This is a genomic window from Clostridium pasteurianum DSM 525 = ATCC 6013, from assembly GCF_000807255.1.
Classification (GTDB): Bacteria; Bacillota; Clostridia; order Clostridiales; family Clostridiaceae; genus Clostridium_I; species Clostridium_I pasteurianum.
Genome location: NZ_CP009268.1, coordinates 711,188 through 729,010, shown reverse-complemented (window position 1 = coordinate 729,010; position 17,823 = coordinate 711,188). Strand labels below are relative to the sequence as shown.

At 27.5% G+C, this 17,823-nt stretch carries 14 protein-coding genes; 1 reads left to right on the top strand and 13 read right to left on the bottom strand.

What is annotated here, in order from left to right; translation table 11 throughout:
- Window position 1: 1 nt before the first annotated feature.
- From CLPA_RS03215 to cps2T, 4 genes are all read right to left on the bottom strand, one after another.
- Window positions 2-967 carry a glycosyltransferase family 2 protein gene (locus tag CLPA_RS03215; RefSeq protein WP_004455517.1) on the bottom strand — a complete coding sequence of 322 codons (966 nt, stop codon included), beginning with the start codon at window positions 965-967 and terminating at the stop codon, window positions 2-4.
- Window positions 957-1,955 (bottom strand): glycosyltransferase family 2 protein, encoded by a 999-nt coding sequence (locus CLPA_RS03210; RefSeq protein ID WP_004455518.1) that lies wholly within the window; start codon window positions 1,953-1,955, stop codon window positions 957-959. Before CLPA_RS03210 ends, CLPA_RS03215 begins: the two co-directional genes overlap by 11 nt.
- A 16-nt stretch (window positions 1,956-1,971) precedes the next feature.
- Window positions 1,972-3,318 carry a glycosyltransferase gene (locus CLPA_RS03205; RefSeq protein WP_004455519.1) on the bottom strand — a complete coding sequence of 449 codons (1,347 nt, stop codon included), beginning with the start codon at window positions 3,316-3,318 and terminating at the stop codon, window positions 1,972-1,974.
- 100 nt (window positions 3,319-3,418) lie between these two features.
- Complete coding sequence (gene cps2T / locus CLPA_RS03200) at window positions 3,419-4,573, bottom strand: beta 1-4 rhamnosyltransferase Cps2T (protein WP_004455520.1); 1,155 nt, start codon at window positions 4,571-4,573, stop codon at window positions 3,419-3,421.
- 370 nt (window positions 4,574-4,943) lie between these two features.
- On the opposite strand from cps2T, the gene CLPA_RS03195 reads away from it, so the two are divergent.
- The gene (locus tag CLPA_RS03195) at window positions 4,944-6,992 is read left to right on the top strand and encodes a DUF4962 domain-containing protein (protein WP_004455521.1); all 2,049 of its coding nucleotides are present in this window, start codon (window positions 4,944-4,946) and stop codon (window positions 6,990-6,992) included.
- Window positions 6,993-7,078: 86 nt separating this feature from the next.
- Here the strand turns inward: CLPA_RS03195 and CLPA_RS03190 are convergent, their stop codons facing one another.
- From CLPA_RS03190 to CLPA_RS03150, 9 genes are all read right to left on the bottom strand, one after another.
- On the bottom strand, window positions 7,079-7,783 hold the full coding sequence (locus tag CLPA_RS03190; RefSeq protein WP_004455522.1) for a CpsD/CapB family tyrosine-protein kinase: 705 nt from the start codon (window positions 7,781-7,783) through the stop codon (window positions 7,079-7,081).
- 14 nt (window positions 7,784-7,797) lie between these two features.
- Entirely contained in the window at window positions 7,798-8,478 is a 681-nt protein-coding gene (locus tag CLPA_RS03185) for a YveK family protein (protein WP_004455523.1), read from the bottom strand.
- Window positions 8,479-8,642: 164 nt separating this feature from the next.
- Entirely contained in the window at window positions 8,643-9,878 is a 1,236-nt protein-coding gene (locus CLPA_RS03180; RefSeq protein WP_004455524.1) for a glycoside hydrolase family protein, read from the bottom strand.
- Between the two features lie 549 nt (window positions 9,879-10,427).
- Complete coding sequence (locus CLPA_RS21050; protein ID WP_004455525.1) at window positions 10,428-10,679, bottom strand: hypothetical protein; 252 nt, start codon at window positions 10,677-10,679, stop codon at window positions 10,428-10,430.
- Between the two features lie 720 nt (window positions 10,680-11,399).
- The gene (locus CLPA_RS03170) at window positions 11,400-12,404 is read right to left on the bottom strand and encodes an acyltransferase (protein ID WP_158380936.1); all 1,005 of its coding nucleotides are present in this window, start codon (window positions 12,402-12,404) and stop codon (window positions 11,400-11,402) included.
- Window positions 12,405-12,418: 14 nt separating this feature from the next.
- A complete protein-coding gene (locus CLPA_RS03165; RefSeq protein WP_004455528.1) occupies window positions 12,419-13,855 on the bottom strand; it encodes a flippase in 1,437 nt (478 codons plus the stop codon).
- Complete coding sequence (gene glf / locus CLPA_RS03160; protein WP_004455529.1) at window positions 13,852-14,958, bottom strand: UDP-galactopyranose mutase; 1,107 nt, start codon at window positions 14,956-14,958, stop codon at window positions 13,852-13,854. Before glf ends, CLPA_RS03165 begins: the two co-directional genes overlap by 4 nt.
- A gap of 475 nt (window positions 14,959-15,433) precedes the next feature.
- A complete protein-coding gene (locus CLPA_RS03155; protein WP_004455531.1) occupies window positions 15,434-16,717 on the bottom strand; it encodes an O-antigen ligase family protein in 1,284 nt (427 codons plus the stop codon).
- A 55-nt stretch (window positions 16,718-16,772) separates the two neighbouring features.
- A complete protein-coding gene (locus CLPA_RS03150; protein WP_004455533.1) occupies window positions 16,773-17,693 on the bottom strand; it encodes a glycosyltransferase in 921 nt (306 codons plus the stop codon).
- Window positions 17,694-17,823: the final 130 nt, after the last annotated feature.

The window sequence follows — 17,823 nt, the reverse complement described above, 5'->3', positions numbered from 1 at the left end:
ATTATTTCTTTTTAATACCATGTTTTGCAGTAATCAAATTATCATAAAATTTCTTTCCTCCAAGGGATAAAATAAGCAGTAAATCATTTTTTATGTCCCTTGGATTGCAGCATACTGATTTAAATCTATATTTTACAGAGTCTTTCATAAGTCTGAATTTTAAATATATATCTGCTCTTTTTCTGTAATGATAGTATAGCATATTTCTCTTTGATAATTGCACTTCACAATTTTTAATTAATTGTAAAACTCTCTCCAGCACAATAATATGCCCTTCAATTGCCCTATTACAATTTCCAGTAATGCTGTTACCATGGATATAGTACCTTAGCAGTGGCTCACCTATATAATCTATGTGGTATCTACTGGCAATTCTTATATAAAGCTCCCAATCCTGACAGCTTGGAAGACTTTCATCAAACATCCCCACGTCCATGAGTGCATCTTTTGTACATAGTATTGAAGAAGTTGATCCAATAAAATTTTCACACAATAATTTTTCAAAGGGCTTTTGTCCAGGTTCATTTCCGAAATAAGAAATAATCTCATTAGTATTCAAGTCTACATTTGCACAATAAGTATATATTAATCCACAATTTTTATTTTTAACCATCTTGTTTATCTGTTTTTCAATTTTAGTACTGAGCCATTCATCATCACTATCCAGAAAAGCTATGTATTTACCTTTTGAATTCTCAATACCAGTATTTCTTGCTGCATTTCCACCTTTATTCTTTTCATGTTTTATATATTTTAAATTTTCTATATGGGAAAATTTTTCATTGATAATCTGTTCAGTATTATCCCTTGAACAATCGTCAACTATCACTATTTCAATACTCCTATAGGTCTGATTTAAAATGCTATTTATGGTTTTCTCTATGGTTTCAGCTCTATTATAGGTTGGTATTACCACACTTACCAAAGGAGATAACTTATCCATCAATTCACATCCTTTAAGTTTCATATTTTCCCCCACGGACTACATAGAATTTGTATAAATTCAAGTCTATTAAAATTGCCTTTAAAAGAATCTTTTTATTGACTCTTAGACTAAATATATATTTAAGCAGATTTATACTTCTGCATCTTTTTATTATAAGGCTTTCCTGTTCATCTTCAATTTTGTCTCTATTTAAAGTAAAAAGATAATATCTTATAAGCAATTTGTAGTTATAAGATAACTCATTTACAATAAACTCCTTTAGATAAAATTTTGTGTTTTTATCTAAATCAAGCTTTTTTATATAATTGTCTACAAATTCAATAACGGCAAAATGATCCTTCACTGCTTTATAGGAAATCTTTTTGGTTATGGCATTTTCCCTCTGCCTGTAATAGTAAAATGAGTCCTCCGTTAAGACAATTTTTTTACCCATAGCTATTAACTGCAATGTAGTTGGAATATCTTCATATAAAAGTCCCTCTGGATATTTTATATGTCCTATATGAAACAATTCCCTTCTATACAATTTGTTCCAGGCATGTCCGGTTATATTTGTCTTTAAAAACTCACTAATGGCCTCTTCCCGGTTCAATATATTTTTAGTATACTGAGCCTTAGGTATAATGCTTGTAACTTTAGATCCCTCATACAATTTTATTTTGGAAACCACCATATCAGCCTCATGTTTTTTGGCTAAATTATATAAATCTTCAAGCATATTTTCTTCTATAAAATCATCACTATCTACAAAGGATATAAATTCTCCCTTTGCATGCTCCATTCCAAAATTTCTTGCAGAGCTGAGTCCCCCATTTTCCTTATCCAATAGCACTAAGTTAGAGTACTTACCTGCAAACTCCTTTATTATGTTTAAGCTGTTATCTGTAGACCCATCGTTTACAGCTATTATTTCGATATCCTTCATAGTTTGATTTACTATGGATGTTAGACACTGCTCCAAATATTGTTCCACATTATATACCGGTACTATGACACTTATCTTTACCATAATCCATAAACATCCTTTATAATAAATTAATATACATTTCTTTAATCTCTCTAATATGTGTATCCATAGTGTAGGGAAAATCTGAAGACAATATATTTCTTCTTATATCCGCTAAAATATTTTTATCTTCTATTAACTTTTCCAATAATTCCGATAAATTCTCCGGAGTTGTTATCAGTCCAAATTTCTCTTTTTCAATTATATCCTTACTCCCCACATTATCTGTAACTATACAGGGTACACCATGGGATAGTGCCTCTAAGACTATAAAACCAAAGGTCTCTCTCCACATACTTGGAATAATCAGTACATCCATATCCCCATAAATTTCTTTCAAATCATTATAATCAAAGCTTCCATAATAAGTTATATTTGGATTTTCAGGACCATTGTCTTTATTGCCGTAAACTTTTAATTTCCAATTATCAATACCCTCTTTATGCAGATCTTCTAAAGCCTCATAGAGCTTAAAAAAACCTTTATTGTAACTAATGGGTCCTACATATCCAAAATTCACATAATCTCTATTAAATAACTTCTCTTTCCTGTTATCTTTTATATCATTATGAGTTATATTTATGATCTTCCCATTATTTTTATTTAAGTATTTTTTATAAACTTGCTCCGCTGTGGTGCTGTTATAATGTATAAAGTCAATATTATCTAAAATATTTAAATAATACTGTCTAAGTAAAACATATTTATTGGATTTATGCAAATCTATACTGCTGTAATCCTGCTTTAGTGGAGCAGACTGTATTTGGACATTTTTACGTTTTCTCAAGTGTTTCACGAAGTTATGATTTTTTAATCTTCGATATATTTTAGACTGCATAAGAGTTATCAGTGGCAGTGAATAGGAGTTTAAGTTGCACTTAACACATTCTCTGCCATCACAATAATTTTCGCATAAGACATTTTCTGAATTGACTAAATTGACTTTTGGACACAATCCATAGTAATCATGGGTAGTAAAAATTGTCTTTATATCTAATGCCTTAGCTGATTCTACAAGCTCAAAGGGCAATCCCATTAATGTGTGTATATGGACAATATCCGGCTTCTCCCGAAGTAGAAAATTATAGATATATTTTTCATTAACTCTTCTTATGAATTTATCCGGCTCTCCCACTCCCCCAAGCAGAGAGACAGGCAGTGGATTTACAAGTTCATAGACCTTTATCCCAAAGTATTTTTTATCAAAATCAATATACGTTTTATTCATGAAATTATAATGACCTGGATATAATACTATAACTTCCATTCCCTGCTGCTTTTCGGTTTTAATTAAATCTACAGAATACTTTGTGAGCCCGCCAGTTCTATAGGGAGGCATACCCAGTGTATAGTGCAGTACCTTCATATTTATCCCCCTCTATTAGTAGTAAATAATTATTTCTGCTATTTATCTACGGCTGAGTTATCAGCAGCACAGATATTAAACTAAGGATATGTATTGGCTTTTAATGACTTATAAATAAATTTTCATACTTATCCACTATTTTATCCCAGGAATACTTATTAATAATTCTATCCTTTGCCTTTATGGAAAGCTGATTTATTCTCTCCTCTGTAAACTTATCTACATCTTCAATTAGATCTGCTAAAGACATGTTTTCCTTGCTGAAATAAAGTGCTCCCTCTTTGCCAACTTCCACATTAAAATTTACATCCAAAAGTAAATTTATCTTTGTACTGGCAAGGGCCTCCAGCAACGAAGGATTTGTACCACCTACTTCATGACCGTGAATATAGCCATAGGCATTTTCTCTTATTCTCTTTATAAGTTCTCCATTATAAACGGTACCTACAAATTTAATTCTCTTATCCTTATTGAAATTCGTCTTTTCAACTAAATCCCAGTAAAATTTATTTTCTTCTACATTGGTAACTATAACTAGATCCTTTTTTGAATTGGAATTTATAAATTCACTTATCATCACTTCGTAGTTATTTTCCGGAACAAATCTTCCTACAATGAGATAATATTGATTTTTCTTGATATTGAATTTATCATACCACTGAGTTAATTCTTCATCCGTATCCTTTACAGTGGATTTCTCTATATCTGCACCGTAGGCAATAAAAGTAGTTTTAGGATTATAGAAGCTGTATTCTTCCTGTATATAACTTTCTATTCCCTTTGAATCACATATAAGCAGATCAGCATGTTTTACCATGAGCCTTTCAGAAATCTTCCAATAGGCCTTGACAAATCTGTTCCATTTACTTCTCTTCCACTCATGTCCATCTGGATTAACATAAATCTTAATACCCTGCTTTTCAAATCTATTTTTATAAAAGGCCAAAAAAGGACCTATTCTACAAGCCAGAATATATATAATACAATTTTTTAAATTATTCTTTTTTATATAATTTTCACACATTTTAAGAGCCTTTAAATCATATATAATAGCCTTTGCATTTCCTATATTTGTTACTTTAACATTAAAGCAGCGAGCTCCTCTATAGGAGAATTCCCTTTCATTGTCAGCAATACATGCAACATGATATTTAATATCATCATTTTTCCTATAGCTTACTAATTTATCTACGAAAGTCTCAAATCCGCCATATTTAGCAGGAATACCCTTTGACCCAATTATAAAAACATTCATTGACATTTTCCACTCCAGACGACTTTTGCTTAAATTTTGTTCATCATATCCTTTTTATCTATCTATATATTTATTGACAAATCTATAAATTACTATCTGTAATCAATTTAAATTTTTGTAAATTATAATAACATACTTTAAATATTATACTATTCCTAAAGTCAAAACACAAGGAAATATGGTATATAGTGTCATATTACATATTATCCATATTTTATAAATATAGTTAAATATATTTTAATTATTTCCCTAGCAATAGAAAATAAGTTATTATAAGTTTATAATAATTAAAAATTATATTAAGGCATATTCAAAATATCCGTCACATCTTTGACTTATTATTTATTTTCATATGCCTAAGGAGACCAATGTGAAAAATATCTATAAAAAGTTTTTTTTAATTATACTGTTAATGATTATGTCAATTTATTTTATATATAATTTTGCGCCAAAATTATATAAAGCCTATTCAAATACTAAAACACCAAAAAAGGCTGATGAGCCTGCTGATAAAGTAATTACTGATAGATCAGAGTCCACTGGCACAGTTAATAATAAATCCTCTGCTGACCCTGAAATATATCTGCCTAAAGGAGAGAATATTATAAGATCACTAAAGCAGCATAATGAAAATGGACAGCATCCAAGGCTGATGGCCAGGGAAGAGGATTTTAGAAATATAAAATTGAATATATCCAAGGATACCGCAATGAAAAAGAAATTTAATTATCTGCAAAGCAAGGCAGATATGCTTTTAGAAAGGGAACCGGTTAAATATGAACTAGCTGATAAAGTTAGACTTTTGCCTGTAAGCAGAGATGTTCTGGATAGGATACAAACCTTAGCCTTTGTATATAAGATAACAGGAGATAAAAAATATGCGGAGGCTGCCCTCCTTGAACTGGAAACTATTTCAAGTGATGAAAAATTTCCCAGCTGGCATCCAGAGCATTTTCTTGATACCGCTGAAATGACTGCAGCAGCTGCTATAGGCTACGATTGGCTCTATAATTACCTAACAGATTCTCAAAAATCACTTATAAGAAATGCCCTTTTAAATAAGGGACTTAAACCTGCTTTAGAATTTTCCATGGTAAAAAATTCTTCTATGGCTGGTGCTACAAACTGGAACAGTGTATGCAATGGCGGGATAGGTCTAGGCGCCCTGGCTCTAGGTGATGAAGGAGAAGAGTTTGAAAGAGTTTCAGCACAGCTTATTGAAAATGGAGTAAAATATCTTCCGGAAATGCTGAGTAATTATGCTCCGGATGGTGCCTGGTATGAAGGGCCATCCTACTGGGATTACGGCACTACCTATGCTGCTTATTTTATATCTTCACTGGATTCTACACTGGGGACGGATTATGATCTGTCAAAATCACCAGGACTTGCTTCTACGGGTTACTTCTCCATATATATGAATGGCCCCAGCGGCCTGTTTAATTTTTCTGATGCCGATTCCTATAAACTAAAATCACCTATATTACTGTGGCTGTCCAATAAATTTAAAAATGGAGAATACTCCTGGTATTACAATAGCGTTACTAATGAAAAAGATACCACTCCTATGAGCCTTATATGGGGAAATAAAAAAGTTAAAGAGATACCCATAAAAATACAGGATAAATATTTCAACAAATTAGAACTTGTTACACTACACAATAATGTAGGTAAAAATTCAGATTCCTTTGTGGGCTTTAAAGCTGGTAAAAATGGACTGTCTCACAGCGATCTTGATATTGGAAGCTTTGTGTATGACACCTTAGGTCTTCGCTGGTTTTGTGAGCTGGGAACAGAAAACTACAATCTTCCTGGATACTGGGATACAGGAGAAAAGGGCAAACGATGGGAATATTATAGAAAAAGAGCAGAAGGTCAAAATACCCTGGTTATAAACCCCAGTGCAAAACCGGATCAAAATGTACTGGCAAATACTAAAATAGATAGCTTTAAAGAAGGCTCAAAAAAATCCTTTGCCATTGCAGATATAACTGATGCCTATAAGACTGATGCTGTCTCCGTAAAAAGAGGAGCAGCTCTCTATAAAGATACTGGAACTATGCTGATACAAGACGAGATTACCACCTATAGGCCTTCAGATATATGGTGGTTTGCCCATACTATAGCAAAAATTGAAATAAGTAAGGATAAAAAAACAGCTCTGTTGTCAAAAAATAATAAAAAGGTCTTAGTTTCCATTGTATCTCCAGCGGAGGGGCATTTTGATAAAATGAAAGCAGAACCATTACCTCAGTCTCCTAATCCGCCTAACCAATCACCTAATAATTTAGAGAAATTATCCATACATCTGAGCAATGTAAAAAATACAACTATTACTGTTACGGTATCCCCGGTAGTAAATAAGAATATACTCCCACCTGAATTGGTAAAATTACAAGATTGGAATATAGATAATTAAGCTAAAAATAGTTAAGAGGATAATCTATCGGTAAACTGTACTGATAGATTATCCTCTATTATATTCACTATGTATTTCTAAAAACATTACTTACTACTTTTACTTCTATGTTTTTTATTCTTACCATCGCCTTCGCCATAGTAATAATACTGATAATATTTATATCCTCTTCTAAAAGATTTGACCTTGTTAGCTACAATACCTATGATATTGGCTTTAACGTATTGTAACAGCTCAATAGCCTTATGCACCTCCGGTATCTGAGCATGTCCCGAAGAAACTACTAAAAGTACACCATCTACAATGGTAGAAAGAGCCTGTGCATCTGTTACAGAAACTACCGGCGGTGTGTCCAGAATTATAAAGTCAAAATTCTTCTCCGCTTCCTTTAAGAAAAGCTCCATTTTCTTTGAAGAGAGCATCTCTGAAGGATTAGGTGGTATAGTACCAGAAGTCAATACACACAGATTACTTGTAATTTCCTGAGCAATTTCATTAAAACTATGTTGTCCTATCAATAAATTTGAAAGTCCCTTTTCGTTGGACAATCCAAATTTTTTATGTATGGATGGTCTTCTCAAATCACAGTCAATGAGTAAAACCTTCTTATTAGTCTCCGCCATAGCCAATGCCAAATTAGAAGATACTGTAGATTTTCCCTCTGAAGGCGTGGAACTGGTTACTAATATAGTACTCATATTGTCATCAAAACTGGAAAACTGTATATTGGTCCTAAGAGTTCTATAGGATTCTGATATAGGTGACTTAGGATTATCCTTAACTATTAACATATCTGCATTCTCCCCTAATTCTCTTGTTCTAGTGGTATGGTTCCTATTATAGGCAAATCAAAATTCCTCTTAATATCCTCTATACTTTCAACGGTATTATCCATATAATCCATTGCAAAAGCTAATCCCACTGAAATCATTAACCCTAAAAAGAATCCAATGGCAATATTAAGTTTTTTGTTAGGCTTTGCAGGTGCCTTAGGAAGTTTTCCCTTATTTACAGTTCTTATATCTCCTGCAGGATAAACAGTATTTGATACTTCCATAAAGGAATCTGTCACTGCTGTAACTGAATCCAGTGCCTCCTTAGCACTGCCTCCAGTAGCCGTAACTGTAAGCAGCTGAGTATTAGTAACAGGAGTAATGGTAATCCTTTTAGCAAGCTCATCAGAAGATATACCGTTATTCAACTTCTGTGCCGCTTTAATGTATACATCATCGGACTCACCTATGCTTGCATAGGTCTTAACAAGATTCTGATACATAAGCACATCATTATTATTATATTGAGTATTGGTACCATTTTTTTTATCTACAATTACACTACTTTCCGATTGATAAGTTGGAGATATTATAAAAAAACTGACGACTGCAGAAATTAAAGTACATACTAAAGTTATGACTATTATCATCATCTTTTTCTTAGCAAGAACGTAAAAAATATCGCTCAATTCCATTTCCTTGGTTTCTTCCATAAAGTTTATCCCTCAATTCTATTATATAATTAATAAAAGTTTCAATTTAATTAAAAATATCCAAGCAATAACATTTTTATTATAAACTAAGTTTACTTATATTTCAAATATTTGTTTTTAATATTCAGTAAAAGTTTAAAAGATTTCTATTTGTTACTTTCTAACTAATTTAAAATATATTTAACATTTTCATCTAAATTAATTTTATACTTTTTTTTAGCTCCTTTATCATTATAATTCTTACCCATAAGCTCAATAACTTGAACTTTATTATTCTTTAAATCTATATTTATATCATGACTTTTACCAGTAGTCCAAACAGCATAAACAACTTTATCACCTTTTTGAAACATAAGTACATAATCATCTTTTGATTGCGTATCTATTCTCTTTACATACCTATATCCATTAAGTGCTGTATTCATAGTCTGAATTGCATAGTAAGTTGGTTTAGGTGTTAAGTCATTATATACTGTTCCAAAATTATGCTCTTGATTGCTTTTATTAGTACCATCATCCTTCCAATCATACCAAATGCTCACATTAACTCCACACATAATATTAGTTAAATATTCACGAATGCAATATTGAGCTTGTTTCATATCATTCATATTTTTCCATGAAGTAGAATATCCCCATTCACCAGAGAAAATTTCAATATTTTCATTATGAGGATACTTTTGTATTAACTGTCTTAATTTTTTATAATCTTCTATAACTGTTTCGGGATTTTTTTGTCTATAAGGATGAATGCTCACAGCATCTATATATTTAAATATTTGATTTCTACCTAATTGATTTAAAAAATTGTAATCAACTCCTGCCAATGCTGGTGCTATTATAAATGCATTTTTATCTTTTGATCTAATAGCATTTATAGTATCTATAGCTAATCTAGAGTAATCAGCAGCATTTGGCTTTGGTTTCCAAAACCCTATATTAGGTTCATTCCATATTTCCCAAACAATACCTTTATCTTTGTAATGTTCTGCAGCATTTTTAGCAAAATTAGCAAAAGCTTTTCGACCTTCATCTGTATGAGGTGAAATACCATTATCATATAGGGGATTAGAATAATTTAAAATGAACAGAATTTTTATATTACTTTCATTCATATTTCTTACTAATGTATCATAATCAGTAAAATTATATATACCTTTTACTCTTTCAATACTTGCCCATGATAAATCCATCCTTACAATTTTAAATCCAGCTTTATGTAATTTACTAACTTCTTCAATATTTGGCTTTACAAAATGTATATTCACACCTATTGAAAATTGTGATTTTTCAGTTAAATTATTAGAATTAGTTTTATTATATATGATAAATTTAAATATAATAAAACTAACTATTATAATAAAAGTTATTACTAATATCCAAATTACTTTTTTATACATTTTTTCCTCTTTAATTCTTAAATTATTTTAATACTTATTAATAATTATAAAATTTAATTATATACATATTTCACAAATTAATCAGCTAAAATTCGTACAAATATAGAACTTATATTTTTATATGTTTGACCATTAATATTTTCTATAATATTCCTTAGTTTTTTATTTATTAAGACGCAGCCTATTCGCATAATATGGTAATATTAAAAATGAAAATACTAAAAACACTTTAAAATAAGTTTCTAACTTTATCATATTTATTTAACTTTAGTCTCAAATATTAAAACTAATCTGTATATATCTAGCATCACGTAGTGCATCATCAATAAAGCGCAAGATTTATATTAATTTCATTGGCATTTATTTTAATAAATGCTTTTCACATCTAACTAGAACTCTTACATCCGTATTATCAAATTTTGCGCAAATAATCGTGGACTTAAAAGAACTTATAAGGTTGTGAATATAAATACTAATCATAAGAAATGATAAATGCCATAGAATTTAGATATTCTAAGATTCTTTATACAATATACATTTTTAACCATTTTAAAAAAACTCTATAGTCTGATGTTTATTATAAAAATGGAATATTTCAATCGCATTCATTTCCTTATCACTAATATCTGTGATAATCAGAGAGTATTTTAAATTTCCTTTTTCAGATAATATCTGTACTATAATATATCTAACTTTATCGATTTGAAGAAGTTCATAATCCCAAAAAGCTTTATCATATTCTGAGTAAGGTATATATTTTGATAAAATTCTAGCTTTAACAGTAGAATAATCTTTAGTCACAAATTTTAGATTAAGAACTGAAAGTAGTTTCCAAATATTTTCTGTTGGACCAAAGCCACTGTTCTTAATATTAAATTACCGTTACAAACTTTATCATTACTTAAATAGTATAGATCTTAATAAATCACTATAATCATCAGTACAATGCGCACTCTCTGGAATCCAAAACCATTGCTACTATTTCAGAGTAGTCACCAGTAATGTAACAAATAGTTAATAACAATATTGGTTTTTCTTTTTAAGAGAAACAAACTTTTTCAGCTAATTCAAAAGTTTTACTATTTGTAATTAGCTCTGTTTGATCACAATCCACGATTATACTATTATTGGTAAAAATCCAACTACTATTATTTATAAAAAAGTTTCCCATTTATATCTTTAGTAATTTCACAGCTAATAATTATAAACATCATAGTAGTTATACGTTTCTGATATACAAAATATTTTATTTCTTTCATCCTAGGCTTAAAAGGTCTAAAAAGTTTTAAAGAAATTCATTTTTAGACCGAATTACATAACAGCAACTAACCAAATCGTAATAATTTCTCCTTTACAATTATATCGAGTAAATCTAATATTATACACTATTTATTTTTTGCAAACTATTTTACTGTATAAATTTTTTAATAATTAAAATTTGATTTATATTTTAGGAATTTTCATACTTATTTGTTTTTCGTATAGTAGAATATTACTTTGTAAAATCATCTGAAATTAATACTAAATTTTAGTTAATATATTAATTAACGGAAATCTATTAATAAAAAATGATACTATAAAAGATGCCATAAAAACTAATATAATTAATAATATATTTTCAAGTGATGATTCAAATTTATAAAAATGAGTAAATATTTTAATTATCGTTACATGTATAATATAAATTCCCATTATATTATTACTTATAGTATTTATAATATTATTTTTTAACTTTAAATAATCTAATCTATATAATAGTAAAAACAAACTAATTAACCATACAAAGGTAAAAATATTATCATAAAAATATTCTGCGTATTGTATTTTATAAACATATTTAGCCATATTGTATTGATATATAATAACAATTATTGTCATAAATATAAACATAAACATATTTATATATTTATTTATATATTTTTTTAATAAATCTTTTATCTTATTTTTTCCTATTAATCCTCCAAGCAAAAAATAAGATAGCCATGTCCAAAGTCTAAATGTTTGTATTATATGAATTTGTATTATTGAATTTCCTGTAATTGATCTAAAAATACTTGTGAAATCTATCAATAATGAAATTATAATAAAAAATACTGTAATAAAAATAGAATTTTTATTATCCTTAAAATATTTATATATAATAGGTAGTATGAAATATATAAGTAACAGTGATCCAAAAAACCAAAATTGCCAAAAATAATTTTTCTGAATAAAATTTTCTGCTGTTAAAAATAAAGGGTTATTAAATTTATGTTTCCATATTAATTTAACTATACATAAAAGTATATTCCATGAAAACACTAAAAGTAAAATATTTAATATTTTCTTAATAACATATTTATATTCTAAACTATTTCTATTTAATAATAAATTACCATTTACCATAAAAAACATGGGAACTGCAAAACTTGAAGCATAATATAGAGTTGAATTAAGTAGATATCCACTTCTACCAGCAACATGCAATACAACAACCGCAAAACATCCTAAAATTTTCAACAAATCCAATCCAATATTTCTTATCATATACATACATTTCTTTATCCTTTCTTAAACTTTGAAACTATAAATCTAATTATAGTTAAATTTGTTTCTTCTTTTAATAAGCTTAATAGTATTAAATATGTAATCGAACCCACTATCCCTTGTATTATTGTTGTTATAATTTTAGATTCCATATAAATTCCTATAATTCTAACTAATATAAACATAATCATTGATGAAACTGTATATTTTACTATACTTTTAAATAAATTTTTCTTTTTAATATTTTTTCTTAAATATGTATATTGAATTAAAGTAACAATAAATTCAGCAACTACTGTGGCTATACATGTTCCTATCGCTTTATATTGTGGTATTAATATAAAATTTAATATTACGTTTATTACAGCACCTATAGTTACAGAAATTGTAAATTCTTTTGTTCTACTTGATGGTAATAAATATTGAATACCTAGTACATTACTTATAGCTATAAAAAACAAAATTGGAGTTAATATAATCATTAAATATGAAACTGGACTAAAATCTTTTCCAAAAAACCATGATACAAATTCATTTGATACTGCCGCTAATCCTACTGCCATTGGAATAGATACATAGGATACTGCTTGTAAACTCTTATTTAAATATTCATTCATCTTTTTACCATCACCATTTGCAAAAGTATTACTCATTCTGGGTAACATTACTACTCCAAGTGAAGTTACTAATCCTAATGCTAACATAATTATTTTTTGAGATTGTTCATAAAGCCCAACTTCTCCAGCATCAACTAAAGTTCCTAACATTGTTTTATCTAACACTGCATATATTTGAATAGCAATTTGAGGTATAAACAATTGAACTGTTGGAACAATATGTTTTACTATATCAGTAAGCTTTATCTTTATATTTGAAACTGTACTTGGAATATATATCCACATTACTAAGTTTCCAATAAAAGTCATAAGCACATTTATAATTATATATTTATTTAAATCCTGATAATCTTTCACAAATATAAAAATACACACTACACCTAGTATCTTTACAAATAAATTTCTTGTAACAGTTTTTTTAAAATCTTCTAATCCCATATACAACCAAGATATATCAATCATAGCCGCTATAATATTTATAGCCTGAATTAAATAAATATATCCATAAGTTTTATTAAATCCAAATAGTAATATGTATGCTAATAAAGAAATACTTGTTGTAATTATTTTAAGAAAGGTTATAGACCAGAACGTCTTAGACATTTCTTGCTTATTATCTCTTACATAAGCAATTTGTCTATTTCCATACATAGAAACCCCAAGTGTACCCAATATTACAAAATATTGAACGATAGAAAGAGTATAACTATAAATTCCTATTCCTTCTTTGCCTAATATTCTAGATACATATGGGACTGTTATTAATGGCATAAACAAAGTTACTATTTGAAGTAAAAGATTATAAATAAAATTTTTTGCTATACTTTTACTCATTTTTGAAGTTCCTTTTCAGTACATTTTAGAGCTTGTTCTATTACATTATGCATATCATAATACTTGTACTCAGCTAGTCTTCCCCCAAAGATTACATCAGTTTCTTTGTTAGACAAATTTTTATATTTACTATATATTATATTATTTCTTTCGTTATTTATAGGATAATATGGTTCATCTCCTTTATTCCATCTAGCTGGATACTCCTTAGTTATTACCGTTTTAGGTTGAGTTCCATATTCAAAATGTTTATGTTCTATTATCCTTGTATATGGTACTTCATATTCAGTATAATTAATAACAGCATTTCCCTGATAATTCTCTTGATTCAAAATTTCATTTTCAAATCTCAAGCTTCTGTATTCTAAAGTTCCAAATTTATAGTTATAAAATTCATCTATCATCCCAGTAAAAACTATTTTTTCAGTTAGATTTTCAAATTCTTTTCTACTTTTAAAAAAATCTGTATTAAGTCTTACTTCGATTCCTTTAAGCATTTTTTCAATTATTTTAGTATATCCACCAATAGGAATACCTTGATATTTATCATTAAAATAATTATTATCATATGTAAATCTTACTGGAAGTCTTTTTATAATAAAAGCTGGAAGTTCCGTTGCTTTTGTTCCCCATTGCTTTTCTGTATATCCTTTAATTAATTTTTCATAAATATCTTTTCCTACAAGTTTTATTGCTTGTTCTTCTAAATTTTGTGGCTTCATTATATTGCTTTCTAATATTTGTTCTGCTATTTTTGCCTTAGCTTCACTTGGAGTTCTTACTCCCCATAGCCTATTAAAAGTGTTCATATTAAATGGCATATTATAAAGCTCATCCTTATAAATCGCAATTGGTGAATTTGTATATCTATTAAATTCAGCAAAACTATTTATATAATCCCAAACTTTCTTATTACTCGTATGGAATATATGAGCGCCATATTTATGAACATTAATACCTTCTATGTCTTCACAATATATATTCCCTCCAATGTGACTTCTTTTATCTATAACTAAACATTTTTTCCCTATTTTATTTGCTTCATAAGCAAAAATGGCCCCAAAAATACCAGATCCTACTATTATATAATTATATTTTTTCATAGACTTTTATCCCCCTGTTAAATTATACTACAAAAAACTTAGTGAATAACTTATTTATTTTAATTGTAAAATAAATAAACTTATATTTTATTATTGTTATGTTGTTGAACAATAATAATGTATTAGCATAAAAATTATTATTATAAATTACAAGAATATTTTCTTGATTTTATACTTTTTTGATTTTTATCAAACTCTTCAATTAGATATAATAAAACAATCCACTTTATGTCCATTTCATAGATTTTATTACTGATTTATACTATATAGGCAAGAATACACAAAACATAAAATTTCAATTAATTTGTCTAAAACTATATTTTTGAAACATTTCATTTATAAAATTACCCCTAAAAATAATCTTAATTATCTATAATTGAATCTATATCACATTGTTTTATTTATATATACTATCTTTTGTAATTGATACAATCAATATATACTATTTTAGAAAGTTTTTAAGTAAATTTTAACTTTACTTTATTTTAAAGCCACCATTTATCTTAGATTTCTCTATACCTTTAGATATAAAATTACATATTATGCCATTGCCCACAAAATAAACAACAATATAATTATATGGTATAGCATTTGCACAAAGTAAAATTACTATTGTTAAATAAATATATATATTATTAAAATTCTTTCTTTTTATAGAATAAGCAATAGCTAAAGAAAAAGATATAATATAAATACTTAACAAATATATTCCTCCCTGTGATAATATCAGCATAGTACCATTGCTTCCGCCTGTATCAACTCCTCTTATGCTAAGATCCATATAATTTTGTATTGATACTTTGTCATTATAACCATTACCTAAAAATTTGTGATCTTTCCATGCCTCAATTCCAACTCTAATATCATCCATTCTTACTGAATATGATCCTCTAGAATTATATTTACTTTGAATTAATTTATCATTTATAAAAAAAACTATAACATATATTGAACAAAACACTAAAATTGGCATTAATAAAATCTTAATAGAATTTTTAATTCTATATGTTCTTCTAAAAAATAAGCTAATACAAGTCAATAATAGTCCTACAATTATTCCAGTAGTTGAAAATGTTGTTACTAAAGTAAATAATATAATTCCTATTTTAATCTTATTTTTTTTGGCATTTAAAAATAATTGTGGTATTAAAGCTAAACATAAACAAGCAGCGTATATAGCTGGTTCATTAAATATTCCACTATTTCTTATTACTCTAAAGTTAGATATAAAGGTTATTTGAGTTTCATAATATAAATTATAATAACTTGGAATAAAATGTTCTCCTCCCCAATCGATTAGAACTTGTTTATTAGGTGATACTAAATTCATATTACTTCCAAATATATAAAAAACAAGTGATATAACAGAAAGTATTATAATTACATTCGATATATTTGTTAATATTACATTATTTTTATTTATTTTTATATTATAAATTGAATAAATTATAAATTCTAATAATATAACTAAAAATACCAAAATAAAATTTTTAGTATTTATTTGATTAAAAGATATAAATATAATATTATATATTACTATACTTGTTATAATAATTAATAATACAGTAAACTCTTTTTTATTTCTTATAATATATTTGATTACTATTAATCCCAAAATAGCTAGTGTTACAAATAATACAAGTGAATTTATTGTTTTTAAATCGGAATTAACCCGTGTCCATACTGAATGAAAATCTAAGATCATACAAATAGCAACTATATATTCTAAAAAATTGATACATTTGTCAGTTATTTTCATAATAATATCCTCTCAAATTATCATATATCCATATTTACCCTTAAGATTATCGTATCTATGGTTTCCATCCCGGTTTATATTTGCTATGTAATCCTAAAACATTTTGCCTACTATCCTTAAGTGCGTCTCTTATTTGCACATTTTCAATTAAAGAAGATTTAATTATATCCCTTATGGCACATTTAATTATTTGTGTTACATATGAATATATATAATATCTTATGTTAAAATGTTTTTTTAAAAATAAAAGTCTATTTCTCATTCCATAATATTTCTTCCAGTCTACATCACAGCTAGTTCTTGAATCAACATCATGTATAATTTTTACACTTGGAAGACATATTATTTTTCCTTTTTTACTTAATCTATATGAATGCTCTGTATCATCATAATAAATAAAATAATCTTTTTCTGGCAATCCAGCCTGTTTTAAATATCTCTTATTTATTGCAGAACCAACATAAGAAAATAGTTCTAATTCAAAACTTTCCTTATCGTACTCATTTTTATTAACTGGAATAAAATCTATTTTTAAAAAACTTTTTTTTAGTCTTTTCCTATGTGATTCATCTATTTTATTATTATTAATCACTTGTCCACAAATAGTAGAAATTTTATGAATTGTTTTTTCATCATTTGACTTTACATACTTATATATGTTTTCTAATGCATCTTTTTCAGGATATGCATCATCATCTGATACCCAAATCCAATCAGCATCAAGTTCCAATCCTTTTTTTAGTCCAGTATAAAATCCTCCACTGCCACCAATGTTATTATTTAAATTTATAACATACTTTTTAAAATGTTTTTCATCATTTTTCCAATCATTTAACACTTTTTCTGTTCCATCATTACTATTATTATTTACAACTAATATATATGATGGTAGCTTACTCTGTTGTTCATATAATTTTAGTGATTTTAATAAGCATTCTTTTCTATTGTATGTAACTATTATAATTCCAATTTTCATTGTACCTCTTCCTTTTAATAAATAATGATGTTACTTAATAATTTTTTAATAATAGCTTTAAAATAACTTATAGCTACTTATAAATTTTTAATTCTATCTTATTAACAGTTAACTTCCACTTTCTATTAAT